Below are 23900 nucleotides of genomic sequence, written 5' to 3'. Positions count from 1 at the left end.
GGCATGCCTTCGAGCCCGACGCCGGTCATCGACCTCTCGCAGGTGACCAAGATCTATGGTCACGGCGAAGGTGAGGTGCGCGCGCTGCGTGGCATCGACCTGCGCATCAACGCGGGTGAGTTCGTGGCCGTGATGGGACCGAGCGGCTCCGGCAAATCGACGTGCATGAACATACTCGGCTGCCTCGATACGCCGAGCGGTGGAGCTTATAAATTTCTCGGCGTGCCGGTCGGCAACATGAGCGCCGATCAACGCGCGTTGTTGCGCCGGAATTATCTGGGCTTCGTGTTCCAGGGCTTCAATCTGCTGAGTCGCACGACGGCGCTGGAGAATGTCGAGCTGCCGCTCGTGTATCGACATGTTCCCAAAGAAGAGCGCCATGCACTGGCGCGCAAGGCCTTGCAGGAAGTCGGACTCAGTGGCCGTGAGACTCACGTTCCCAGTCAGCTGTCCGGCGGTCAGCAGCAGCGCGTCGCGATTGCGCGCGCCATCGTGACTCAGCCGCAAGTGCTGTTCGCGGACGAGCCCACCGGCAATCTCGATACGGCGACCAGCGTCGAAATCATGAAGCTGCTGACAAGTTTGAACGAGCAGCGCGGTATCACCATCGCGATGGTCACGCACGAGCCCGACATCGCTGGCTGGACCCGTCGCATCGTGCGCTTTCGCGACGGCCACATCGAGAGCGATCAGGCCAACGAGCCGGTGCGGGAACACTAATGTTCGGTAACGCCATCATCCTCGCGTTGCGAGAGATTCGCCGGAACGTATTGCGTTCGACGCTGACCATTCTCGGCATCGTCATCGGCGTCGGCGCGGTCATCACCATGGTCACCATCGGTGAAGGCGCCACCGCGCAGGTGCAGGCGGATATTCAAAAGCTCGGCTCCAATCTGCTTCAGGTATTTCGCGGGCAGGGCTTCGGCGGCGGCGGCGGTTCGCGTCAGGCGGCTCCGCCGTTTTCCATGGACGACGTCGAAGCGATCAAGAACGAAATATCCGGCGTGCGTACCGCGACCCCGACCATCGGCACGGGCACGCAGGCGATCTACGGCAATTCCAACTGGGCGACTCAGGTTCAAGGCACCGACGATCAATACATATCGGTGCGTGACTGGCCGCTCGCCAGCGGCCGTAACTTTTCGGAGTCCGAGCTGCGCGCCGGCGCCGCCGTCTGCATTCTCGGCGCCACCGTGCAGCGCGAGCTGTTCGGCTCGGAAGATCCGCTGGGCGCGAACATCCGCTTGAACAAGCTGTCGTGTCAGGTCATCGGCACCTTGTCGTCGAAAGGCCAGTCGGGTTTCGGGCAGGATCAGGACGACCTGGTCGTCGTGCCGCTGCGAACCATCCAACGGCGCGTGGTCGGCAACTCCGACGTGAGCTCCATCATGGTGTCGGCGCGCGATGGCGTGTCGACCGAGAAAGTACAGGCCGACATCGAATCGCTGATGCGCGAGCGGCGCAAGATCCGTCCGGGCGCCGATCCCGACTTCAACGTGCGCGATCTCAAGGAGATCAGCAGCGCGATGACTCAGACCACACGCGTGCTCACGACTTTGCTGGCAGCCGTTGCGGCGGTGAGCCTGCTGGTCGGCGGCGTCGGCATCATGAACATCATGCTCGTCTCCGTCACCGAGCGAACGCGTGAAATCGGTACACGACTGGCGGTGGGCGCCATGGCGCGAGATGTACTACTGCAATTCCTGATCGAAGCCGTCACGCTAGCCGCGTTCGGCGGCATCATTGGAATCGCATTGGGATTGACGGCCGGTGCGCTCGCCACTCACGCCTTCAATGTGCCGTTCGTACTCAACGTGGGCATCGTGATGCTGTCCTTCGGCTTCTCGGCGGCGGTCGGCATCATCTTCGGTTATTTCCCTGCACGGCGCGCCGCGCAGCTCGACCCCATCGAGGCTTTGCGGCACGAGTAGTGGGGATCCAGATGAGTGACGGTCATGCCATCACGCTCTGCGATCATCTTGTGTGCTCTGCTGCTGTCCGCCTGCGGGACGTTGCCGGATGGCAAGGGCTGGGGTGAAGAGGCGACGCTGACGCCCGGTTGGGATCGCGTCCGCGAATCTGCCGTTGATGCCGTCAAGGATCCCTGGACCTGGGGGCCGCTGCTCGGCGCTGCCGCTTTTCAAATCGACGACTTCGACCGACGCACCTCCGATTGGGCGCGCGAGCACACGCCGGTGTTCGGCTCACAGAGCAGCGCCGAACAATGGAGCGACGACCTGCGCTCCGCGTCCAGCTTCGCTCATTACGCCACCATACTGGCCACGCCGAGCGGCGGCGAGCCCGGCGAGTGGCTGTTCAACAAGGTCAAAGGAACATTGGTCGGCGTGGCAGCCGTGAGCGCGACCGGCCAGATCACCAACGTAATGAAGGAAGAGTTCGATCGCGAGCGGCCGAACGGCGCCGACGGCGAAAGCTTCCCCTCCGGCCACACCTCCGCGTCCGCCGTACACACACGACTCGCATCTCGCAATTTGCAGTCGATAGAAATGTCCGACGCCACGCGCACTACCCTCGACGTTGGATTGCACGCGCTGACCATCGGTACATCGTGGGCTCGTATCGAAGCAGGATGGCACTACCCGGCGGATACGCTCTTCAGCATGGCGCTCGGCAATTTCATCGCATCGTTCGTCAACGACGCCTTCATGGGTCTGTCCGAATCGAATGCGGCGCTGGCTGTGCAGGTGGTCGATGAAGGCGCAGTGCTTCGGGTACAGCTGCGCTTTTAGGCGGGTGGCGCGGCCCGGCGCGAAGGAGGACAATCCTCGAGTCCTCAATCAATAACACCAGCAATCCGACATGAAAACTCGCGCCGCCGTTGCCCTTGCCGCTGGCAAGCCCCTCGAAGTCCTGACCCTGGACCTGGATGGGCCGCGCGACGGCGAAGTGCTGGTTGAGATCAAGGCGTCGGGCGTCTGTCATACCGACGAATTCACGCGCTCGGGCGCCGATCCGGAAGGGCTGTTCCCGGCCATCTTCGGTCACGAAGGGGCCGGTGTCGTGGTCGACGTGGGCCGCGGTGTAACGACGCTGAAGAAGGGCGATCACGTCATCCCGCTGTACACGCCGGAGTGTCGGCAATGTAAGTCGTGCCTGTCCCAAAAGACGAACCTGTGTACGGCGATTCGCGCCACGCAGGGCAAGGGCGTGATGCCCGACGGCACCAGCCGCTTTTCCATCGGCAAGGACAGGGTGCATCACTACATGGGCTGCTCCACGTTCTCCAACTTCACCGTGATGCCGGAGATCGCGCTCGCGAAGATTCGCGAGGACGCGCCGTTCGACAAGGTCTGTTACATCGGCTGCGGTGTCACGACGGGCATCGGCGCCGTCATCAACACGGCCAAGGTCGAGCCGGGCGCCAACGTCGTCGTGTTCGGCTTGGGCGGCATCGGCTTGAATGTGATTCAAGGCGCGCGCCTGGCTGGCGCGAACAAGATCATCGGCGTGGATATCAATCCGGCTCGCAAGGCGCTGGCCGAACGTTTCGGCATGACTCACTTCGTCAACCCGAAGGAAGTGCAGGGCGATCTGGTGCCTTATCTCGTATCGCTCACCGATGGCGGCGCGGACTATAGTTTCGAGTGTGTCGGCAACGTCGATCTGATGCGCCAGGCGCTGGAGTGCTGTCATCGCGGCTGGGGCGAGTCGATCATCATCGGCGTGGCCGGCGCGGGTCAGGAAATCAAGACGCGTCCGTTCCAGCTGGTCACGGGCCGCGTGTGGAAAGGCACGGCATTCGGTGGTGCGCGCGGCCGCACCGACGTGCCGAAGATCGTCGACTGGTATATGGACGGCAAGATCAAGATCGATGAGCTGATCACGCACCAGATGCCGCTGGATGACATCAACAAAGCGTTCGACCTGATGCATTCGGGCGAATCGATCCGCTCGGTGGTGATCTATTGATTCCAACCTGAATGAGAGGGCGCGGTCATGACACTCAATCTGGTTTCGGAGCACGCCTGTTTCGGTGGCTGGGTGCGTTTCTATTCGCACGAGTCGCGCGAGTGTCGCACGGAGATGCGTTTTTCCGTGTACGTCCCGCCACAGGCGGAGCAGGGCAAAGTCCCCGTGATGTATTACCTCGCCGGCCTCACCTGCACTGAAGAAACATTCATGATGAAAGCCGGCGCGCAGCGCGTCGCCGCCGAGCTGGGCTTGATGCTGGTTGCGCCGGACACCAGCCCGCGCAAGGCGCGGCAGCCTGGTGACGACGCCAGTTGGGATTTCGGACTCGGCGCCGGCTTCTATGTCGATTCCACCCAGGCGCCGTGGTCGCAGAACTATCGCATGTACAGCTATGTGACCAAGGAGCTGCCGGAGATCGTTCAGTCGCTTGGCTCGGGTCGTGCGGATCGTCAGGGGATCTTTGGTCACTCGATGGGTGGCCATGGTGCGCTGGTGTGCGCTTTGCGTAATCCGAACCAATATCGGTCGGTCTCGGCGTTCGCGCCGATTTCGGCGCCGATGGAGTGTCCGTGGGGGCAAAAAGCGTTTGGCGGATACCTGGGCGCGGATCAGAGTCAATGGAAGCAATATGACGCCAGCGAGCTGATTCGCAGGGAGCGTTACGCGCGCCCCATCCTCATCGATCAGGGCGCTCGCGACAAATTCCTCACCGAGCAGTTGAAGCCGGATATTTTTGCGGACGCCGTGCGTGAATCGGGCAGTGAGTTGCAGTTCCGCATGCATCCGGGCTACGACCACGGTTATTACTTCATCGCCACGTTCATGGAAGATCATCTGCGGCATCACGCGAGGCAACTGATTACTTCGTGAGCCGATCGCCGCGTCGCTTACCCGGCTGGCTGATACTCGTCGCTGCGATGACCGCCATCGGGCCGGTCTCGATCGACATGTATCTGCCCGGCTTTCCCGCCATCGAGCAGGAGTTCGCCACCCGTGGCGTCGAAGTCACGATGGCGGCTTTCATCGTGGGCATCGCGGTCGGGCAGCTGTTCTACGGTCCGATCAGCGATCGCTTCGGTCGCAAGCCGCCACTGTATTTCGGGTTTGCCGTTTACATGATCGGCGCGCTGGGGTGTGCGCTGGCCGTCAACATGACGATGCTGACGGCGATGCGCGTCGTGCAGGCGTTGGGCGGGTGTGCGGGCTTGGTCATCGGCCGGGCGATCGTGCGCGATCGCTGTGAGCCTCACGAAGCGGCTCGCGCCTTCACTACGCTGACAATGATTGTCGCGCTAGGCCCGGTGCTCGCGCCCGCGGTTGGCGGCGTGATCGTCACCTATCTCGGGTGGCGTGCGACCTTCGTTGTGCAGATGGGCATCGCGCTGGTGCTGATGCTGACCATGCACCGGGTGCTCACGGAGTCGCATGTGACGCGCGATACCTCCGTGAGCTTCGGGGACATTCTCCGCAACTACGGGCGGCTGAGTCGCGATCGTCACTTCATGGCGCTGTCTCTGCTGCTGGGCTTCTCGATGGCGTCGATGTTTTGTTACGTCACCGGCGCGCCGAAGGTGATCACGCAGAACTATGGGCTGTCGGCCCAGCAGTTCGGTGCGCTCATCGGGTTGAATGGATTGGCCTTCATGTCGGCCAGCATCTTGAACATGCGCGCCCTGCGGACATTGGGCCCCCGTCAAGTGCTGGGCCGCTACGTGTGGGCGTCGCCACTGCTCGGGCTCGCTTTGTTTACCTTGAGCCTGTTATTTGCTCTGCCGCTCTACGTGGTTGTCGGCTTGCAGCTTCTCTTCTTTCTCACCGTCGGCCGCGTCGGTCCCAACGTGTCTGCTCTCGCCCTCGCCCCTCACGGCCGCGCCGCCGGCACCGCCTCGGCGTTGATGGGTGCTACGCAATCCGCTCTAACGACTTGCGCCGGCATCGCGGTCGCCATCTTCAACGACGGCACCGTGCACACACTCGCGGCCATCATGGCAACGGGCGCGTCGCTCGCGTTGCTGTGTTATCTGTGGGTCCGTCGCACGCTTTGCTAGCTTGGCGCAGGCGTTAACTCCGGCGAGCTAACGCCGCTGTCCGGTCAGGTCCAGCCTTCCAGCTTCGTCTCCATCGTGATCTCCGCCTTGAGCAGGCGAGAGATCGGGCAGCCGGCCTTGGCGGCTTCGGCGGCCTTTTGGAAATCGGGAGGTGTCGCGCCGGGGACCTTGGCGCGGACTTTCAAATGGACGGCGGTGACGGTGAAGCCGGCATCGGTTTTCACCAAAGTGACCGCGGCCTCGGTCTCGATCTTCTCGGCCGTCTTGGTCTCCGCCTGCAGCTGCGCCGACAAGGCCATGCTGAAACATCCGGCGTGAGCCGCGGCGATCAGCTCTTCGGGGTTGGTGCCTTTGCCTTCCTCGAAGCGGGTCGAGAAGGAATATTGGGTATCGCTGAGCACACCGCTTTCGGTGGAGATCGAACCCTTGCCGTCTTTCAGGCCGCCTTTCCAGACGGCGGATGCGGTGCGTTTCATGCCGTTGCTCCAGTGGGAGTAGGTTGAGACTCGACGAGAGTGATGGTGTGCGACAGCTGCGCCGTCTTCGCCATGATGGCGCTGGCCGAGCAATATTTCTCGGCCGACAGCTGCACGGCGCGTTCGACTTTTTTACGGTCGAGGGCGTGACCCATCACGGTGTAGTGCATCTGGATCTTGGTGAACACTTTCGGATCGGTGGTGGCGCGTTCGGCGTCGATGTCGACGACGCAATCGGTGACCGCCTCACGACCACGCTTCAAGATCAGCATGACATCGAAGGCAGAGCAGCCCCCCAGGCCGAGCAGCAACATCTCCATCGGACGGAATCCGAGATTGCGGCCGCCTGCGTCCGGGGCGCCGTCCATGACGACGGAATGTCCCGAGCCGGACTCGCCGACGAACATCACGTCCTGAACCCACTTGACGCGTGCTTTCATCAATTGATTCCACCGATGCACAGATACTTGATCTCGAGGTAGTCCTCGATGCCGTACTTGGAGCCTTCGCGGCCGATGCCGCTTTCCTTCACGCCGCCGAACGGTGCGACTTCGGTGGAGATGATGCCTTCGTTGATGCCGACGATGCCGCTCTCCAGCGCCTCGGCCACGCGCCACGCGCGGGAGATGTCACGCGTATAGAAGTAAGAAGCAAGGCCGAACTCCGTGGAGTTCGCCAGCCGGATGACTTCTTCTTCGGTCTCGAACTTCATCAGCGGCGCCACCGGGCCGAATGTTTCCTCGCGCAAGACGAGCATGTCGGCTTTGATCCCGGTCAACACCGTCGGCACATAGAAATGTCCGCCGCCTTCGACGCGCTTGCCGCCAACGACAACTTTGGCGCCCTTGCTCACGGCATCGCGCACGTGCTCTTCGACTTTTGCGACCGCCTTGTCTTCGATCAGCGGCCCGATGATCGTGCCCTGATCCAGGCCATTGCCGACCTTCATCGCACCCACCTTCTCGGCGAGACGCGCGGCGAAGCGGTCGTAGATCCCGCTCTGAACGTAGATGCGATTGGCGCAAACACAGGTCTGGCCAGCATTGCGATACTTCGACGCGATCGCGCCGTTGACCGCCGCTTCGAGGTCCGCGTCGTCGAACACCACGAACGGCGCGTTGCCGCCCAACTCCAACGAAACCTTCTTCACCGTGCCCGCGCACTGAGACATCAGCAGCTTGCCGACCGGGGTGGAGCCCGTGAACGTCAGTTTGCGCACCAGGGGATTGCTGGTGAGCTCACCGCCAATGGGCTTCGAATCGCCCGTGACGACGGAAATGACGCCGGCAGGCAGGCCCGCCTTCTCGGCCAGCACGCACAATGCGAGCGCCGAGTACGGCGTCAGTTCGGACGGCTTGATCACCATCGTGCAGCCCGCCGCGAGTGCCGGGCCGACCTTGCGAGTAATCATCGCGGTCGGGAAATTCCAAGGCGTGATCGCGGCACACACACCGATGGGCTGCTTGAGCACGACGATGCGCTTGTCCGGGCCGTGCGACGGAATCACATCGCCATAGACGCGCTTGCCTTCTTCCGCAAACCACTCGATGAACGCCGCGCCATAAGCAATCTCGCCGCGGCTTTCCACCAATGGCTTGCCCTGCTCGACGGTCATGAGCACGGCGAGGTCTTCCTGATTCGCCATGATCAGATCGAACCATTTGCGCAACAGCTGCGCGCGCACTTTCGCAGTACGCGAACGCCAATCGGGCAGCGCTTTATCCGCAGCCTCGATGGCTTCACGGGTCTCCTTGGCGCCGCAATTCGGCACGGTGCCGATCAGTTGCCCATTGGCGGGATTGAGGACTTGCTTCACTTCGCCGCCGCTTGCATCTACCCAGCGCCCAGCGACGAAGGCTTGCTGGCGAAACAGACTCGGATCGCGAAGGGAAAGCGTGCTTTGAGGGGCGGCGGCCATGAAATGCTCCGGCGGGAAATAAGAGGGCAGCGCGGCGACTTCAGTCGTCGACCAGCTGCTGACCGGGAAACAAAGCTTCGTTGAAGCCAAAACTGCGCAGATCGCGGATGCGCATGGGATAGAGGATGCCGTGCAGGTGATCGACCTCGTGTTGCACGACGCGTGCGTGAAAACCGTCCACCGTGCGATCGATGGGCTCGCCCTTGGGGTCGAAGCCGCGATAGCGCAGCTTGGTATGGCGCGGCACCAGGCCCCGCATGCCCGGCACCGACAGGCAACCTTCCCAACCTTCTTCCATCGTATCGGTGAGCGGCTCCAGCACGGGATTGATCAGCTCCGTGTACGGCACTTCCTCGGCCTGCGGATAGCGGGGATTCTTGCCCACGCCGAAGATCACGACTTGCAAAGACGTGCCAATTTGCGGAGCTGCGATGCCGGCCCCGTTCAGCGCGGCCATGGTGTCTTTCATATCCTGCAGCAGGGCGTGCAGTTCGGGCGTATCGAAGCGCTCCACAGGCTTCGCTACCTGCAGCAGCACGGGATCGCCCATTCTCAAGACCGGTCGGACCGACATAACTCGTCGCGCAGGAGTGGAGTGAGATACCAGTATAGTATCGCCCCGCGCCCTGGAGCTTGACCCAAAACGCCTGTCATCCCACTGTCACCCCATGTCCGCTCCTCCTCATGTCCTGGTGCTGGCCGCCGGTGCGTCCCGGCGCCTGGGCCAGCCGAAGCAACTGGTGAAACTGGCCGGCCGGCCGGCGCTGCACATCGTCGTCTCCAATGCGGTGGCCGTCGCGGGCCATGCCGTCACTGTCGTTGTGGGTGCGCACGCGAAAGAGATGACTCATTTGCTGGCGCATTCGCCGGCATCGGTGATCGTCAATCGTCATTGGGAAGAGGGCATGGCGTCGTCACTGCGCTTCGGAGTCGCATCGCTGCCGCCCGGATGCCAGGCGGCGATGGTGCTTCTGGGCGATCAAGTGGCGGTGACCGCCGACGATCTCAAGCGCCTGGTGAGCGCATGGAAGGGCGAGGAAAGTATGATTGCGGCGAGCGTGTATGAGCAGCGCGTCGGCGTTCCGGCGATCTTTCCACGCTTGAGCTTTTCCGAGCTGGCCGAGTTGCGCGGCGATCAAGGCGCGCGCATGGTGCTCGAACGTAACAATTACCGTCTGGTCCGCGTGCCCATGGCCAACGCGGCCATCGACCTGGATACGCCGGAAGATCTAGCCCTGCTGAACGAGCGCTTCCAGCGGGCCGGGGAATCGGCCTACAGCGTGGGGTACGGAAGCTAGGAGTAATCGAGTACCCTGCGCTCAGCAAAGTGCAACTGGTTGAAATGCTTCTTCGATCGAAGTCGCTACCAACAAGATCGCTATTCACTTAACGAGAGTTCCTTGCGCGTCGTCATCATCCTGCTGCTGGTTGCCTTCGTGATTGCTGTCATTTGGATGCGCGCCAAGCGCAAACGTTGAGCGACTCCTGCCGGCGGCGGAAACATCGCCAGTCGCTCAGCCGTTTACCTCAGCACATTCGCAGAGGTAAGCGCCATGCAGGAATTCTTCCAACAGCATCTGGCTTGGGTCATAGGGCTGATCGTGCTTGCGATCGCGTTGACCATTTTCGTGTTCCGCAAGCGGCTGTTCGAGCGCGGCTATCGCAAAGGCGAGGCGGCGAACCCGCAACGGGTGAAGGAGCAGAACCGGCCCGATGAATGGAGCCGGAGCCACTGACGGCCGATGGCTAGTCCTGTGGTGACGGCGCTGCTACGCCCAACGATGCGAGCGCGCCGATGAGCATCGATGCCGTGTACGGTTTCACCAGTACGCCGATACGCTTGTCCGCCGCGAACTTGTCCTTGAGCTCGCGCTCGCTGCGGCCGCTGGCGATGAGGATGGGCAGATTCTGTAATTTGGCCCGCATTTCCGCCGCGAGCTGATCGCCGGGTCGATCCGGCAAGCCCATATCGACGATGACCGCCAGGACATTCGGTTGGTCGGCCAGAGCGGCGGTCGCCTCGCCGGCGTCCCCCGCCTGTAGTACCTGGAAACCCACATCTTCGAGGGCATCCACGGCAAACATGCGCACCAGCATCTCGTCTTCGACGATGAGAATGCTAGCGGGTCCCGAGTGCTGATCTGTCATGGGTTGTGGTTGTTGCGTGGCTCTGCCATGCGATCCGTTTTGCGCCAAGCGGCGAAGTGTACTGCAGTCGTGGGGTCGAGCGTATAACCCGCGGTAAAGCCTGAGGAAAGTACGTCATAACGCACCTCGTGTAAGATTTTCAAGGACATATTTGCCGTCATACCGTGGCAGCGCGGAACTTTCTACACGAGCGGCGCATTGGGTGGTCTGCGTCGCGACCTGACTCGAAACAACGACATATTCTCAAGGTGCCGCGAGTTCGGGTGCAGTAGGGCGTGACACCCCCACGGGTCGTTTTTGGCGCAACACATTTCCGGGAGTAGCGGCGCGGTGGACGTGCTCATCGCATGCAAATGAATTCCGATCCCTCCGCAACGGCCGCTCCGCGCGTATTGCGTGTACTGATAGTCGAGGACGAATCGCTGGTGAGCCTGTTCCTGCAAGGCGTATTGCGGGATCTGGGGCATGAAGTCAGCGGTATCGCCCCGTCGTTGAGAACTGCCCTGGCGTTTGCCGCGGGCACGCCAACGGACCTGGCCATCGTGGATGTCGGCCTGGCCGGGGACGGCGGGGACGGCATCGATGCGGCCGTCGCCTTGCGCGCGCGCCATGGAATTCCCGCCCTACTCATGACTGGAGCGCCCCTGGCTTCATTGGGTGAGCGGATCAAGGACGCCCAACCTCTGGGCTTCCTCGCGAAGCCTTATACAGAAGCGGATGTGGAGCGAGCGTTGACAGCGGCAGTGGCACAGCTGCCGTCACAGATCTGATCCGGGAGGCTGCGACTGCAGGCGCGCAGTCGAGCGATTCCCGCGAGAACCAGCGCCCTCCCGCCAAGAAACGTCGACGGGTGAGCTAATGGCCCAAGCTGTAATTGATACGACATCGTCATTGGAACGCGGCGACATTCTCAAGGCCTTGCGCCTGTTGAAGCGCGGCGACTTTTCGGTGCGCATGCCGATGGATCTGGCCGGCATCGATGGCGAAATCGCCACGGCCTTCAACGATGTCGTCGAGCTGAACGACTCCATGACGCGGGAGTTCGCCCGCCTGCGCGAAATGATCGGCCGCGAAGGTCGCATCTCCGAGCGCGCCCGCCTCAATACCGCCAGCGGCAGCTGGTCGCAATGTATCGATTCGGTGAACGGCCTGGTCGGCGAGATGGCGTATCCGGTGTCCGAAGTGGCCCGAGTCATCGGCGCCGTCGCGAACGGCAACCTGTCGCAGACCATGAATCTGGAGGTCGACGGCCGGCCGATGCGAGGCGAATACCTCCGCATCAGCACCGTCGTGAACACGATGGTGGATCAGCTCGGCTCGTTTGCTTCCGAAGTGACGCGCGTCGCGCGTGAGGTGGGTACAGAAGGCAAGCTGGGTGGTCAGGCCAACGTGAAAGGCGTCGCCGGCACCTGGAAGGACCTCACCGACTCGGTCAATCACATGGCCGCGAACCTGACCGGCCAGGTGCGAAACATCGCCGAAGTCACCACCGCGGTGGCCAGCGGCAACCTTTCCAAGAAGATCACCGTCGACGTCAAAGGTGAAATGCTGGAGCTGAAGAACACCGTCAACACGATGGTCGACCAGCTCAACTCGTTCGCCTCCGAAGTGACCCGCGTGGCGCGCGAGGTGGGCACCGAAGGCAAGCTCGGCGGCCAGGCGAAGGTGGAAGGCGTCGCCGGCACCTGGAAGGACCTCACCGACAACGTGAACCACATGGCCGCAAACCTGACCGGCCAGGTGCGAAACATCGCCGAAGTCACCACCGCGGTGGCCAGCGGCAACCTTTCCAAGAAAATCACCGTCGATGCGCGCGGCGAAATTCTGGAGCTGAAGAGCACCGTCAACACGATGGTGGACCAGCTCAATTCGTTCGCGTCCGAAGTGACGCGCGTGGCGCGTGAAGTGGGCACCGAAGGCAAGCTCGGCGGCCAGGCGAAAGTGGAAGGCGTCGCCGGCACCTGGAAGGACCTCACGGACAACGTGAACCACATGGCCGCGAACCTCACCGGCCAGGTGCGAAACATCGCCGAGGTCGTGACCTCGGTGGCCGACGGCGATCTCAAGCGCAAGCTGGTCGTGGAAGCGAAAGGCGAGATCGCCGCGCTGGCCAACACCATCAACGGCATGATCGACACGCTCGCGACGTTCGCCGACCAGGTGACGAACGTGGCGCGCGAAGTGGGCACTGAAGGCAAGCTCGGCGGCCAGGCAAGCGTGCCCGGCGCCGCCGGCTTGTGGCGCGACCTCACCGACAACGTGAACCAGCTCGCCGCAAACCTCACGACGCAGGTGCGCGCCATCGCCGAAGTCGCGACCGCCGTGACCAAGGGCGATCTCACACGGTTCATCACGGTGGAAGCCTCGGGCGAAGTGGCCTCGCTCAAGGACAACATCAACGAGATGATTCGTAACCTCAAGGACACGACTCAGAAGAACAACGAGCAGGACTGGCTGAAGACCAACATCGCGCGCTTCAACCGACTGTTGCAGGGCCAGCGCGATATTCGCCACGTCTCGAACCTGATCCTGTCGCAGCTGGTGCCGCTGGTGAATGCGCATCAGGCGCTGTTCTATCTCACCCGCCAGGATGGCGGAGAAAACATTCTGGAGCTGGTGGCGAGCTATGCCGCGCCGAACCGTCGACGTCCGCCGCCGCGGTTGCGGTTGGGCGACGGCCTTGTCGGCCAGTGCGCAGTCGAGAAGCGATCGATGCTGCTGACCGATGCCCCCCACGACTACATGCGCATTACTTCCGGCCTCGGCGAAGCGAAGCCGTCCACTGTGATTGTGCTGCCCGCGCTGTTCGAAGGCGAAGTGAAAGCCGTGCTGGAATTGGGCTCGTTCGAGCGCTTCAGCACGATTCACACGCTGTTCCTCGATCAGCTGATGGAAAGTATCGGCATCGTGCTCAACACGCTGGCCGCGAACATGCAGACCGAAGCGCTGCTCGCGCAGTCGCAGTTGCTCACCGGCGAGCTGCAGAGCCAGCAGGAAGAGTTGAAGAAGACCAACGACCGGCTCGAGCAGCAGGCCACGACGCTGCAGCGGTCGGAAGACCTGCTGCGCTCCCAACAGGAGGAGCTGCGCGCCAAGAACGAAGAGCTGGTGGAAAAGGCGAACCTGCTGTCGTGGCAGAACAAGCAGGTGGAAGCGAAGAACCAGGAAGTGGAGCGCGCCAAGGAGATGCTCGAGGAAAAGGCCGAGCAGCTGGCGCTCACGTCCAAATACAAGTCGGAGTTCCTCGCGAACATGTCGCACGAGCTGCGCACGCCGCTCAACAGCCTGCTGATCCTTTCCAAGCTGCTCGCCGACAACGCCGACGCCAATCTCACCAGCAAGCAGATCGAGTTCGCGCAGACCATCAATCGCGCGGGCACCGAGCTGCTGGCGCTCATCAACGACATTCTGGACCTGTCGAAGATCGAGTCGGGCACGGTGACCCTCGATGTGAGCACCGTGCACTTCGCCGAAGTGGTGGACAACCTACAGCGCAGCTTCGAGCAGGTGGCCAGCGACCGGAAGCTGCAGCTGAAGATCGAGGTAGATCCGTCGCTGCCGCGAACCATGATCACCGACGAGAAACGGCTGCAGCAGATCTTGAAGAACCTGCTGTCGAACGCGTTCAAGTTCACGCACGAGGGCGGCGTCGAGCTGTCCATCTATCGCGCCAGCAACGGCTGGAATCCGGGCAATCAATCGCTCAATTCGGCGTCGTCCGTGGTGGCGTACTCGGTGCACGATACGGGCATCGGCATCGCATCGGACAAGCTGCGCGTGATCTTCGAAGCGTTCCAGCAGGCCGACGGCACGACCAGTCGCAAGTACGGCGGCACTGGCCTCGGTTTGTCCATCAGCCGTGAGATCTGTCGCTTGCTGGGCGGCGAGATCATGGTCGAGAGCAAGCCCGGCGTTGGCAGTACGTTCACGCTGTACCTGCCGATGACCCACGATTTCTCGAAGGCGCCGGTGACGCACACTCCGGTGCAGCCGACCACGCTCCTGCACACCCATGCGCCGTCGCAGATCGTGGTGAGTCGCGAGTCGACGCCGCTGCTGGTCGCGTCCGAGCTCACCGACGATCGACAGAACATTCACCCGGGCGACCGCGTGCTGCTGATCATCGAAGACGATGCGAAGTTCGGCCGCATTCTGCTCGACCTGGCGCACGATCGCGGCTTCAAGGCGGTCGTGTCCGCGACCGGCAGTGGCGCGCTGCCCCTGGTGCGGCGGTTCAATCCGTCCGTCATCACGCTCGATATCAACTTGCCGGACATGGACGGCTGGCGTCTGTTGGACATTCTCAAGCGCAGCGCCGAGACACGGCACATTCCGATTCACATCATCTCAGTGGATGACCCGCGCGAGCGTGGTTTGCAGATGGGTGCCTTCTCGGTGCTGGAGAAGCCGGTGGACCACGCCACCCTGCAGCAGGCGTTGTCGCGCACAGAAGATTTCATTGCGCGCAAGGTGAAGGAACTGCTGCTGGTCGAGGATGACGACCTGCAGAGCGGCGAGATCCAGAAGCTCATCGGCAACGGCGACGTGCACCTGACGCGGGTGACGAACGGTCGCGAGGCGCTGAAGGCGCTGAAAACCAAGGAGTTCGATTGCGTAGTGCTCGACCTGGTGCTGCCGGATATGGACGGCGTGCAGCTGATCGAGACCATTCGCCGCGACACCTCGCGCCGCCTGCCGGTGATCATTCACACCGCGAAGGACCTCAACCCGGCCGACGAAGCGAAGCTGCGCAACCTGGTCGAGTCCTTCATTCTCAAGAGCCCGGAGTCCCATGAGCAATTGTTCGATGAGACCGCGCTGTTCCTGCATCGCCACGTCGAGGGCATGCCGGACGATCAGCGCCAGATCATCGAGAAAGCGCGCCGTCGCGAACCCGGGCTCGCGGGACGCAAAGTGCTCATCGTCGACGACGATATCCGCAATATCTTCTCGCTGACCGGCGTGCTCGAGCAGCACGACATCGAAGTGCTGCACGCCGAGAGCGGCCGCGAAGGCATTGCCATGTTGAACGACACTCCCAGCATCGACATGGTGCTGATGGACGTCATGATGCCGGACATGGATGGCTACGAGACCATGCGACAGATCCGCAACAGCGACCGTTTCCGCAAGCTGCCGATGATCGCGATCACTGCCAAGGCCATGAAGGGCGACCGCGAGAAATGCATCGAAGCCGGCGCGTCCGAATATATCTCCAAACCGGTTGATGTCGATCAGCTGGTTTCGATGATGCGCGTGTGGCTGCGGCGCGTTTGAACAGAGGCATGCAGGCCCTGGGCCCGCACGTTGCTGGCGCTCACGAGGAAGCGCCGGCGTTGGACGCTACTGGCACTTTGCCGGCGCTGCCGATGCGCGCGACCATCCTCATCGTCGATGACGAGCCGAACAATCGCTTCGCGCTCGCGCAGGTGCTGGCCGAGCTCGAGGAAACGGTCGTCGAAGCGGCGTCGGGTGAGGACGCACTTCGGTTCCTGCTCCGCGAGGAGTGCGCGGTCATCCTGCTCGATGCGAACATGCCGGGGCTCGATGGCTACACCACGGCTGAGCTGATCCGCCGTCGCGAACGCTCGCGGCACATTCCCATCATCTTCGTCAGCGCCATCGATCGCGACGACGAGCACATCGCGCGCGCCTATTCGATGGGCGCCGTCGACTATGTGTTCAAGCCGGTCGATCCGGTGATCCTGCGCTCCAAGGTCGCGGTGCTGGTCGATTTGTACCGCAAGAGCGCGGAGGTGGAGCGCAAAGCCGCGCTCGAACGCTTCCTGCAGGAAGAGAACTTCCGTATCCGTCAGGAGAAGCTCGAAGCCGAGCGGCAGTTGCGCCAGTTCGAGGAGCGGCAAGCAGCCATCGTGCGCTCGCTTCCCATCGCGCTGTACAGCGCCTCGATCGACTCGGGGTTCTCCGGACCGCGCTTCATCAGCGATGTGATCGCCGATTTGATCGGCTTCGCGCCGCATTTATTCGTCGAAGATCCGCAGCTCTGGGTCGATAACATCCATCCCGACGACCGGGAGCGCGTGCTCAACGAAGTCGCGATGATTCCCACCGTCGGCGGCATGTCGACCGAATACCGGTGGATCTGCGCCGACGGCTCGCACCGCTGGTTCCTGGATCGGGCCGTGCTGAACCGCCAGGACGGCCGGCCGTTCGAAATCTTCGGCAGCTGCCTGGACATCACCGATCGCCGTCGCGTCGAGCAGCAGCTCATCCAGTCGCAGAAGATGGAAGCCGTGGGTCAGCTGACCGGCGGCATCGCGCACGACTTCAACAACATGCTGACCGTCGTAATCGGCAATCTCGACTCGCTGGCTCGCGCGCTCAAAGGCACGGGCCGCAACTTCGACCGCGCGCAGATGGCGCTTACTGGCGCTTTGAGCTGCGCCGAACTGACGCGTCGTATGTTGGCGTTCGCTCGCCGCCAGCCATTGCAGCCGAGCGCCGTGAATCTCGGCGAGGTCAGTCGGAATATCGCGAAGCTGTTGGGTCGCACGCTGGGCGAGCGTGTCGAGATCGAGGTGCTCGTGCATGACGACTTGTGGAATGTGCTGGCCGATCCGGCGCAGGTCGAGTCATCTCTCATCAACCTCGCCGTCAACGCGCGCGACGCCATGCCTGAAGGCGGCACACTGACGATTGAAGCCCGCAACGTCAGTCGAAACGAGCGCGATCAGGATCTGCCGGAAGGCGAGTTCGTGTTGCTGTCCGTCACCGATACGGGCGCCGGCATGACGCCCGATGTGCTGGAGCGCGCGCTCGAACCGTTCTTCACCACCAAGGGCATGGGCCATGGCACCGGCCTGGGATTGAGCATGGTGTATGGCTTCGTCAAACAATCCGGCGGCCACGTAAAGATCATCAGCACGCCGGGCCGCGGCACCTGCGTGAGAATCTACTTGCCGCGCACAGATGCCGTATCGAGCATAACGGCCGGGGTTGGCGAAGACCTGTCGCTCTCCGGACACGACCGAACCATTCTGCTGGTCGAAGATGATGCTGGCGTTCGCGCCGTCACGGCGGCAATGCTGAAGGAGCTGCAGTTCAACGTCATCGAAGCGGATAACGGCGCCCGCGCCTTGGATATCGTCGATCGGGAGTCGGAGATCGATCTGTTGTTCACCGACATCGTCATGCCGGGCGGCATGAACGGTTTTGAGCTTGGTCGCCTGGCGCGGGAGCGTCGGCCGCAGTTGCCAGTGTTGTATGCGACCGGCTACTCCGCTTCGTACGCCGCGCCCGAGAAGGGCGCGGATATGTTGGCTAAACCGTATCGGGAGGCTGACCTGCGCAGCAAGTTGCGCGGGCTGTTGCCTGTTCGCGCGAGAGCGTGAGTCAGCTGCCTTTCAACTCCAGGCTTCGCACTGTATCCGCAGCAATCTCGGCCTCCGTGAACGGCAACTTCAACCACTGCCCCATCGAATACAACTTCGTCTGATCGGACGCAAACGCCGAATCCTGTTCCTCTGACTGCGAATACGACAGCAGACCCCTCGCATCCACTTCGCCCCGATCGTTCCACGTCACTACTTGCATCCAGCTATTGCCCGTGACGATGGGCGTATAGCCTTTGCCCGGCTGCAGCTTTGCCAGCACCATACTAAACATCCCCGTCGCGTGTGCCCCGCCCGGGATGCCGATTTTTTCGCCATTGCGCTCCGTGTATTGGACCTCGCCCCACGGCGCGTCCAGCGCGATCTGCGCCTCGTTCAATTTCTGCGTCGCCGTCGCTAACGCAAGCATCACAGCTTCCCGCACTTTCGCGTCGCTCGCATCGATCTGCCTCGGCGTATTCACTGGATCCTTCGCGTCGAACGGCACGGCCCACAGATTCGGCGTCGTGCTCATCAGCGGCCATGCTTCCGTCCACACCTGCGCGCCTCGACTCGTAACGTCTTGCCTTCGATCCCACGCCGCCAGCACTTCGCAAGTTTTAGTCACATCGACGCGGCTCTTGTCCACCTTCACCCTCTTCGGCTCGCGCCTGCAGATCGCCAGCACGTCATCGAGCAACAACTCGGCGCCGAAATTACGATGGCTGAACAACAAGTCCTGCAGGCGCTGCGCATCGAATCGGTTCGCTTGCTTGGCCTTCAATACCTCGTTCACGAACACGAGGCCCGCACGCGTGCGCAGTGAGCGCTCCGTCCGCTCCGGCCCGATGATGGGCGAATAGCCTTCCAGCGGTTGCGATGGATTGGACAGCCAATAGCTGTCGTTCGAGTTCGTCACATAGTCGTCGCGCACCAAGTGCGGCGACTGTTCGGCCGGCAGAATCCCCGGTTGTTGAGCGCGCTGATCGATGCGCCACTCGCAATCCGGCGCGCCGCGCATCACTACCGCCGGCCACGGTCCCCACTTTTTCACCGTCGTGCTCGCGCAGGCCTCGAGCATCGCTTCATCCACATTCGGCACGACGGAGAGATCTGCGTAAAGAGCTGTGCCTTGTCGATCGGCCGCGATGGTGTTCACCCAGGCGACACCCTGTGACGTTTGCATCGCCGCCAGCATGTCTGCAACCGACCTGGCGCGTGCAAACTTCAGGTATTGCTCCGTGGACCGGTTGTTATCGAGATTGGAATCGCGAATTGCGTACGCTCGCTCGCGGGTCCATGGCAGATCGTTGTCCTCGAGCATCGGGCCGAAGTGGCTGTAGTAAGTCGTGTGCTCTTCGCCTTTCACCGAGCCGTCCGGCTGCTTCACGTCGATGCCCACCGCTCGCGATGTGAGCTTGCGCGTCTCGTCGCCATATCGATAAGCCAGCGGATCCTTGGGATCGAGCGTCAATTCGTACAGCGTATATCTCAACCCCGTGGACACAGTGTGTGACCACGCGACATCGTGGTTGAAGCCGATGCTGACGAAGGGCGTGGTGATCAGCCCGACGCCCATGACGTCCAATTCGCCCGGTACGGTGAGATGCGCCATGTGAAAGCGGCTTCCGCCGGACCAGGGATAGTGCGGGTTGCCCAACATCAAGCCTTTGCCGTTCACGGTCGCCTGCTTGCCGAAGGCGATGGCGTTCGAGCCATACATCGTCGCGTCTTCGGCGGCAGGCGGCGCGCCGAACGTGACCTTTTTATCTTTCTCGGGAGGCGAGGCGTTGGCGATTGCTGCCGGCGAGCGGCCGAGGCCATAGCGAATGCCGACGCCGATGCCCATGCGTGCCATGTCCGCGGCTTCGATCGGCCTGACCCAGGGCTGGTTACGACAACTCGCGGGGAGTTGCTCTCCAGTGTGGTCCGCCAGATAACGGTTGTATCCCGCGACGTAGCCTGCCTGAAGATCGGCCATTTGCTCCGGAACGCGCGCGGCTGCGTGAGCGAGCGCCTGCTCGGTGATCACCGATTTATGGAAGATGTCGGCTTCCAGGCGGCCTTCCTCCGGGCCGAAGAACTTGGATTGTTCGCCTCGCGCATTCACAAACTCACGGGCCAGCGTGCACACGGCATCAGTAGCGACTGCATATGCGAAGCCGTAGCCGAGGCTGCCCCAATCGTCGGCTTTGATATGAGGTACACCGTGAGCTGTCCAGCGCACCATGGCGTTGTAGCGTTCCTTGCTCGCCGCGTCGTTCGACGGGGGCTTGCTACAACCGACGGTAACAGTTGCACAGGCCAACATGAGCGCCGCGCTTCGAGCTGTTCGATGGATTCGAGAAGTCATGTCCATTTCCTCCCCAAGATTGCGCACATCGATCCCGCAAAATTACAACGTCGCTCCCTCCAGCGCTTTGCCTTCAGGGCCACACTCACGCAAACGGGCCATTCCCGCCTCTTGAGTTCCCGGAAGTCGGCCCCATGGTGCGGGCAGGTCGTCGCCAAAGCGGAATTGCGCTCGTCAAAGTGCGTCAATCAAGGTAGAGTGCGCGTCCATCTCAGCCGCCATCCGGTCGGCTTCACCCCTCGGGTTCGTCGGCCCCGCTCTTTGAACATGGGCCCGCCTCGATTTGTCTCCCGCCTCACTGGATCCGAAACGTAAGTTTCTGCAGGCTGGTTGAGGATACGTTTCCATGCCTTTTGCTGCCCTCGGGCTCATCCCCGAACTGACTCGTGCGCTCGCCGATCGTGGCTACACCGCACCCACTCCCGTACAAGCGCGAGTGATTCCTGAAATCCTCGCTGGCCGTGACGTGCTGGCCGGCGCCCAGACCGGCACCGGCAAGACGGCCGGCTTCACGCTGCCGTTACTGCAGCGTCTGCAAGGCGGCGCTCCGTCGAAAGCGCCTCGTGTTTTGATTCTCGTGCCGACGCGCGAGTTGGCGTCGCAGGTCAATGAAAGCATCCAGAGTTACGGCAAATATCTGCGCCATCGCAGTCTCGTGATCTTCGGCGGTGTGAGCATCAATCCGCAGATCGAGAACCTGCGCCGTGGCGCCGACATCCTGGTCGCGACACCCGGTCGCTTGTTGGATCACGCTCAACAACGGACCGTCGACTTGTCGCGCGTCGAGATCTTCGTGCTCGATGAAGCGGATCGCATGTTGGACATGGGCTTCATCGCCGACATCCGCCGCGTGATCAAGCTGCTGCCGAAACAACGGCAGAATCTGTTGTTCTCGGCGACGTATTCGGATGACATCCGGAAACTCGCCCAGGGTCTGTTGCACAACCCGGTGGAGATCGAAGTTGCGAAACGCAACGCCGCGGTCGATACGGTCGAGCAGCGTGCGTATTTCGTTGGAAAGGAGCAGAAGCGTGCGTTGTTGTCGCACCTGATCCTGGACGGCGATTGGCAGCAGGTGCTGGTGTTCACGCGCACCAAGCATGGCGCGAACCGGCTGGCCAAGCAGTTGGAGCAGGACGGCATCGAGACGGCAGCGATTCACGGCAACAAGAGCCAGAACGCGCGTACGGCTGCACTCTCGGACTTCAAGAACTTCCGCATTCGCGCGCTGGTCGCGACGGAAGTGGCGTCTCGCGGACTCGATATCAAAGAGCTGCCGCACGTCGTGAATTACGAGTTGCCCAATGTGCCCGAAGACTACGTGCACCGAATCGGTCGCACGGGGCGCGCAGGCGCGACGGGATTGGCAGTGTCGCTGGTTTCGTCGGATGAGTCGGGACTGCTGAAAGATATCGAGCGGCTGCTGCGCAAGCAGGTGCCGAAGGCCGACGTGCCGCACTTCAAGCCGGCGCCGCCGCCGGTTCGCGGTGAGGAGTCTCACGAACGTTCCTCACCACGTCAGTCGCAGTCCGAGTTGGCTCGCTCGCAAGCCCGGCAAGGTCGACCACAAGGTCAGCAAGGGCGGTCCTCGCATCAGCAGCATGGCGATGCTGCTCGCCCGACTGGCGACGGCCAAGGCCGCCGTCGTCGGAAGCGCGCCGGCGGCGGTGGGCAGCCGCAGGCTCAGCAGTCGCATCAGAATCCAAATCAACCGCGTCACGCGCACGGCCAGCGGCCGCAACGGTCGCATGGACACGGGCAGGGACAAGGACACGGCGGCGGCCAGGGCCGGTCGAATCAACAGCGCAATTCATCTCGCGGCCATCGCGGTGGGGATCGGAACAGAACGGTCTAGCAAGGAACAGCACGGCAAAGGCGTCGCCGCCGCCCCATGGCCGGCGGCACTCACGGAACGTTGCACCGAGTGACGTTCTTTGCCTGCATCAGTTGGAATTTCCGCGGAAGCGCGGAAACTCCCCTCGATCGCCATTGGCTGCCACGCCGCTTCTTCTCGGGGCGACAGGTACGCGATTGACCTCCGTTTGCTCTCTCACCTGGCGCAAGCCAGAGCCGCCTAGTCTTGATCCATCTTGCCGCTGCATGCGCTACCTCTGCATGCATGACGCCGTCATTGTCATCTGAGTACTGCAGTACCTCGCAGCACTCGCGCGCACCTCCGGCAGGAGGGAGCGGGGCGAGCACGGCCGTGTAACCAGGTGCCCTCCGTGTCCAGTATCCGAGAGCAGACGGGTCTGTCACCGGCCGTATTCGCCCGATTGCTCGGGGTGTCTGTCCGAACGCTGCAGAGTGGGAGCAAGGGCGCCGTGCGTACCTTGCTTCTCGTCGCAGCTAAGAACCCTCGCGCGCTCCTAGATGTAGCGTGAGAATCTTGTGCTTCGGACGGCTGGAGTGTGCCTGGTCTGAGGGGGCGGTCCCTGGCTTCCCTACAGTCGTGCCAGGCCTTCATATATTGGGCGGGTGCAGGCAACCTTCGATTCCCTCCATGGGGAGCCCGGCACGACGCACGTCGCTGAGGTGTAGATTCGACGCATTTCGGGATGGCCAGTCGAAAGAGAGACATCGGTGAAAGGTGTAGCCATGCCTGCAGTACCAACGTTCGAAGCGGAGACGGCGGAGATCAGTGGGCACCTGTTCGAGAACCCGAGTGTGGGCGTGCCTCGCGGCATTTACTGGTCCTGCACGATCGGCTTTGCGCCAATATCAGCCTCACCGGAGGGTGAAGAACGTGACGAGGGCTGGCCGTGTACGCTACTTTGCGACTGGATAACGTGGCCCGTTCGCAGTTGGCAGGAGATTCATGGACTGTCGCTTGAAAGCTGCGTCGGTCCTCTAGCAGTCGAGGCTTCGTTGTACTTCTTCGGACAGCACCAGTCGCTCTCACGCCTCGAGCTATCGTTCCAGCGATCGCAGGCTGATCGTTTTCGTGTCCGCGGCAGCTTTCTGGCAGATCTCGAAGACCTCGACGGAAAGACGCTTCGCGCAGTGACGTCTGCGCTGGATATTGAAGGCCGGTTCGTCGGGCTCAGTGTGCTCCCGGACAACCTCTTTCCCAAACCGAAGTCCGAAGCAGAGGCGATCGAGGCCCTTGGGCAGTTCGCTGACCTGCAATCGTATGAAAGACCGCAGTGGGAAGATCTAGTCTGGATGTTCAGGCCACGGCGCAGCGATTCGGTGGGATGACTGCCTTCTATTCGCTTGTGCTGATAGGGTGTCCGCCGATAGGCCACTCGAGCTCGACGTTGAGTGGTCGGATCGTCGGCTCGACATCAACACGACCGACGCAACATTGGAGAGATTTCCAGTGAATGAGATGCACGAACTGATCGAACTCGAGGAGCGGGGATGGCGCGCTCTGTCGACGGCAGGCGATGCTGGCAAGAAGTTCTATGCGTCCGTCCTGCGCGAGGACGCGGTCATGTTGTTCCCAGGTGGCATGCGTATCGTCGGGCGAGAGCGCATTCTTGAATCTCTCGGCGCGCAGCCCTGGGATTCATTTCAGATAGAGAACCCGGCGATAATTCCGCTCGCAGCGAACGCGGCGACCTTGGTCTACAAGGCGAGCGCGCAGCGAAAGGGGAGCGAGCCGTACGTCGCACTGATCAGCAGTACTTACGTACACGACGGAGCCTGGCAGCTGGTGGTGCACCAGCAGACGCCCGCATGAGGCGTCGC

At 62.2% G+C, this 23900-nt stretch carries 20 protein-coding genes; 14 read left to right on the top strand and 6 right to left on the bottom strand.

The genetic code is table 11. From position 1 onward, the window contains the following. Positions 1-3 precede the first annotated feature (3 nt). The 6 genes from EK373_RS03910 to EK373_RS03885 all read left to right on the top strand — a co-directional run bounded on the left by EK373_RS03910 (position 4) and on the right by EK373_RS03885 (position 5981). Complete coding sequence (locus EK373_RS03910; protein ID WP_129641421.1) at positions 4-720, top strand: ABC transporter ATP-binding protein; 717 nt, start codon at positions 4-6, stop codon at positions 718-720. Further along, entirely contained in the window at positions 720-1931 is a 1212-nt protein-coding gene (locus EK373_RS03905; RefSeq protein ID WP_129641420.1) for an ABC transporter permease, read from the top strand. The genes EK373_RS03910 and EK373_RS03905 overlap by 1 nt, the downstream gene beginning before the upstream one ends. A 24-nt stretch (positions 1932-1955) precedes the next feature. Continuing rightward, complete coding sequence (locus tag EK373_RS03900; protein ID WP_129641419.1) at positions 1956-2750, top strand: phosphatase PAP2 family protein; 795 nt, start codon at positions 1956-1958, stop codon at positions 2748-2750. A 70-nt stretch (positions 2751-2820) separates the two neighbouring features. Further along, positions 2821-3930 (top strand): S-(hydroxymethyl)glutathione dehydrogenase/class III alcohol dehydrogenase, encoded by a 1110-nt coding sequence (locus EK373_RS03895; RefSeq protein ID WP_129641418.1) that lies wholly within the window; start codon positions 2821-2823, stop codon positions 3928-3930. A 27-nt stretch (positions 3931-3957) separates the two neighbouring features. After that, a complete protein-coding gene (gene fghA, locus EK373_RS03890; RefSeq protein WP_129641417.1) occupies positions 3958-4803 on the top strand; it encodes an S-formylglutathione hydrolase in 846 nt (281 codons plus the stop codon). Beyond that, complete coding sequence (locus tag EK373_RS03885) at positions 4800-5981, top strand: multidrug effflux MFS transporter (protein ID WP_129641416.1); 1182 nt, start codon at positions 4800-4802, stop codon at positions 5979-5981. Before fghA ends, EK373_RS03885 begins: the two co-directional genes overlap by 4 nt. A 44-nt stretch (positions 5982-6025) precedes the next feature. Here the strand turns inward: EK373_RS03885 and EK373_RS03880 are convergent, their stop codons facing one another. Genes EK373_RS03880 through def form a run of 4 tightly spaced genes read right to left on the bottom strand, consistent with a single transcriptional unit; the run spans position 6026 to position 8949 of the window. Beyond that, positions 6026-6457: an OsmC family protein gene (locus EK373_RS03880; protein ID WP_129641415.1), complete on the bottom strand. Its 432-nt coding sequence runs from the start codon at positions 6455-6457 to the stop codon at positions 6026-6028. Then, positions 6454-6897 (bottom strand): OsmC family protein, encoded by a 444-nt coding sequence (locus tag EK373_RS03875; protein WP_129641414.1) that lies wholly within the window; start codon positions 6895-6897, stop codon positions 6454-6456. The genes EK373_RS03880 and EK373_RS03875 overlap by 4 nt, the downstream gene beginning before the upstream one ends. Next, positions 6897-8375 carry an NADP-dependent succinate-semialdehyde dehydrogenase gene (gabD, locus tag EK373_RS03870; protein ID WP_129641413.1) on the bottom strand — a complete coding sequence of 493 codons (1479 nt, stop codon included), beginning with the start codon at positions 8373-8375 and terminating at the stop codon, positions 6897-6899. The genes EK373_RS03875 and gabD overlap by 1 nt, the downstream gene beginning before the upstream one ends. Positions 8376-8415: 40 nt before the next feature. Further along, on the bottom strand, positions 8416-8949 hold the full coding sequence (gene def, locus EK373_RS03865; RefSeq protein ID WP_129641412.1) for a peptide deformylase: 534 nt from the start codon (positions 8947-8949) through the stop codon (positions 8416-8418). A gap of 94 nt (positions 8950-9043) precedes the next feature. Here def and EK373_RS03860 point away from each other — a divergent pair, with 94 nt between their 5' ends. Both EK373_RS03860 and EK373_RS03855 read left to right on the top strand, forming a co-directional pair. Then, complete coding sequence (locus EK373_RS03860) at positions 9044-9673, top strand: nucleotidyltransferase family protein (RefSeq protein ID WP_129641411.1); 630 nt, start codon at positions 9044-9046, stop codon at positions 9671-9673. Positions 9674-9928: 255 nt separating this feature from the next. Next, complete coding sequence (locus EK373_RS03855) at positions 9929-10111, top strand: hypothetical protein (RefSeq protein ID WP_129641410.1); 183 nt, start codon at positions 9929-9931, stop codon at positions 10109-10111. A 10-nt stretch (positions 10112-10121) separates the two neighbouring features. Here the strand turns inward: EK373_RS03855 and EK373_RS03850 are convergent, their stop codons facing one another. Next, positions 10122-10523: a response regulator gene (locus EK373_RS03850; protein WP_129641409.1), complete on the bottom strand. Its 402-nt coding sequence runs from the start codon at positions 10521-10523 to the stop codon at positions 10122-10124. Between the two features lie 347 nt (positions 10524-10870). On the opposite strand from EK373_RS03850, the gene EK373_RS03845 reads away from it, so the two are divergent. The 3 genes from EK373_RS03845 (at position 10871) to EK373_RS03835 (ending at position 17875) form a co-directional block, all read left to right on the top strand. Beyond that, entirely contained in the window at positions 10871-11293 is a 423-nt protein-coding gene (locus EK373_RS03845; RefSeq protein WP_129641408.1) for a response regulator, read from the top strand. 103 nt (positions 11294-11396) lie between these two features. Next, positions 11397-15800, top strand: a complete 4404-nt coding sequence (locus EK373_RS03840) for a response regulator (protein ID WP_407676185.1) — start codon at positions 11397-11399, stop codon at positions 15798-15800. A gap of 8 nt (positions 15801-15808) precedes the next feature. After that, complete coding sequence (locus tag EK373_RS03835) at positions 15809-17875, top strand: response regulator (protein ID WP_129641406.1); 2067 nt, start codon at positions 15809-15811, stop codon at positions 17873-17875. Position 17876: 1 nt separating this feature from the next. Here EK373_RS03835 and EK373_RS03830 read toward each other — a convergent pair whose 3' ends face one another. Continuing rightward, complete coding sequence (locus EK373_RS03830) at positions 17877-20207, bottom strand: penicillin acylase family protein (protein ID WP_157994205.1); 2331 nt, start codon at positions 20205-20207, stop codon at positions 17877-17879. A 346-nt stretch (positions 20208-20553) separates the two neighbouring features. Here EK373_RS03830 and EK373_RS03825 point away from each other — a divergent pair, with 346 nt between their 5' ends. The 3 genes from EK373_RS03825 to EK373_RS03810 all read left to right on the top strand — a co-directional run bounded on the left by EK373_RS03825 (position 20554) and on the right by EK373_RS03810 (position 23892). Further along, positions 20554-22062 (top strand): DEAD/DEAH box helicase, encoded by a 1509-nt coding sequence (locus EK373_RS03825; protein WP_129641404.1) that lies wholly within the window; start codon positions 20554-20556, stop codon positions 22060-22062. Between the two features lie 728 nt (positions 22063-22790). Then, complete coding sequence (locus tag EK373_RS03815; protein WP_129641403.1) at positions 22791-23408, top strand: hypothetical protein; 618 nt, start codon at positions 22791-22793, stop codon at positions 23406-23408. Positions 23409-23436: 28 nt separating this feature from the next. Further along, a complete protein-coding gene (locus EK373_RS03810; RefSeq protein ID WP_129641402.1) occupies positions 23437-23892 on the top strand; it encodes a nuclear transport factor 2 family protein in 456 nt (151 codons plus the stop codon). Positions 23893-23900 lie beyond the last annotated feature (8 nt).

Origin of the sequence: Peristeroidobacter agariperforans, assembly GCF_004138335.1 — a bacterium.
GTDB lineage: Bacteria > Pseudomonadota > Gammaproteobacteria > Steroidobacterales > Steroidobacteraceae > Steroidobacter > Steroidobacter agariperforans.
Note: the sequence above shows the minus strand (reverse complement) of the source record. Positions and strands in the feature narration are given on the sequence as shown.

Excerpts from the sequence above, each read along its gene's own strand:
- fghA (WP_129641417.1), top strand. The coding sequence starts at position 3,958 with ATGACACTCAATCTGGTTTCGGAGCACGCCTGTTTCGGTGGCTGGGTG.
- EK373_RS03850 (WP_129641409.1), bottom strand. The coding sequence starts at position 10,523 with ATGACAGATCAGCACTCGGGACCCGCTAGCATTCTCATCGTCGAAGAC.
- EK373_RS03880 (WP_129641415.1), bottom strand. The coding sequence starts at position 6,457 with ATGAAACGCACCGCATCCGCCGTCTGGAAAGGCGGCCTGAAAGACGGC.
- EK373_RS03830 (WP_157994205.1), bottom strand. The coding sequence starts at position 20,207 with ATGACTTCTCGAATCCATCGAACAGCTCGAAGCGCGGCGCTCATGTTG.
- EK373_RS03860 (WP_129641411.1), top strand. The coding sequence starts at position 9,044 with ATGTCCGCTCCTCCTCATGTCCTGGTGCTGGCCGCCGGTGCGTCCCGG.
- gabD (WP_129641413.1), bottom strand. The coding sequence starts at position 8,375 with ATGGCCGCCGCCCCTCAAAGCACGCTTTCCCTTCGCGATCCGAGTCTG.
- EK373_RS03875 (WP_129641414.1), bottom strand. The coding sequence starts at position 6,897 with ATGAAAGCACGCGTCAAGTGGGTTCAGGACGTGATGTTCGTCGGCGAG.
- EK373_RS03905 (WP_129641420.1), top strand. The coding sequence starts at position 720 with ATGTTCGGTAACGCCATCATCCTCGCGTTGCGAGAGATTCGCCGGAAC.
- EK373_RS03835 (WP_129641406.1), top strand. The coding sequence starts at position 15,809 with ATGCAGGCCCTGGGCCCGCACGTTGCTGGCGCTCACGAGGAAGCGCCG.
- EK373_RS03855 (WP_129641410.1), top strand. The coding sequence starts at position 9,929 with ATGCAGGAATTCTTCCAACAGCATCTGGCTTGGGTCATAGGGCTGATC.
- EK373_RS03910 (WP_129641421.1), top strand. The coding sequence starts at position 4 with ATGCCTTCGAGCCCGACGCCGGTCATCGACCTCTCGCAGGTGACCAAG.
- EK373_RS03845 (WP_129641408.1), top strand. The coding sequence starts at position 10,871 with ATGCAAATGAATTCCGATCCCTCCGCAACGGCCGCTCCGCGCGTATTG.
- EK373_RS03895 (WP_129641418.1), top strand. The coding sequence starts at position 2,821 with ATGAAAACTCGCGCCGCCGTTGCCCTTGCCGCTGGCAAGCCCCTCGAA.
- EK373_RS03825 (WP_129641404.1), top strand. The coding sequence starts at position 20,554 with ATGCCTTTTGCTGCCCTCGGGCTCATCCCCGAACTGACTCGTGCGCTC.
- def (WP_129641412.1), bottom strand. The coding sequence starts at position 8,949 with ATGTCGGTCCGACCGGTCTTGAGAATGGGCGATCCCGTGCTGCTGCAG.
- EK373_RS03900 (WP_129641419.1), top strand. The coding sequence starts at position 1,956 with ATGCCATCACGCTCTGCGATCATCTTGTGTGCTCTGCTGCTGTCCGCC.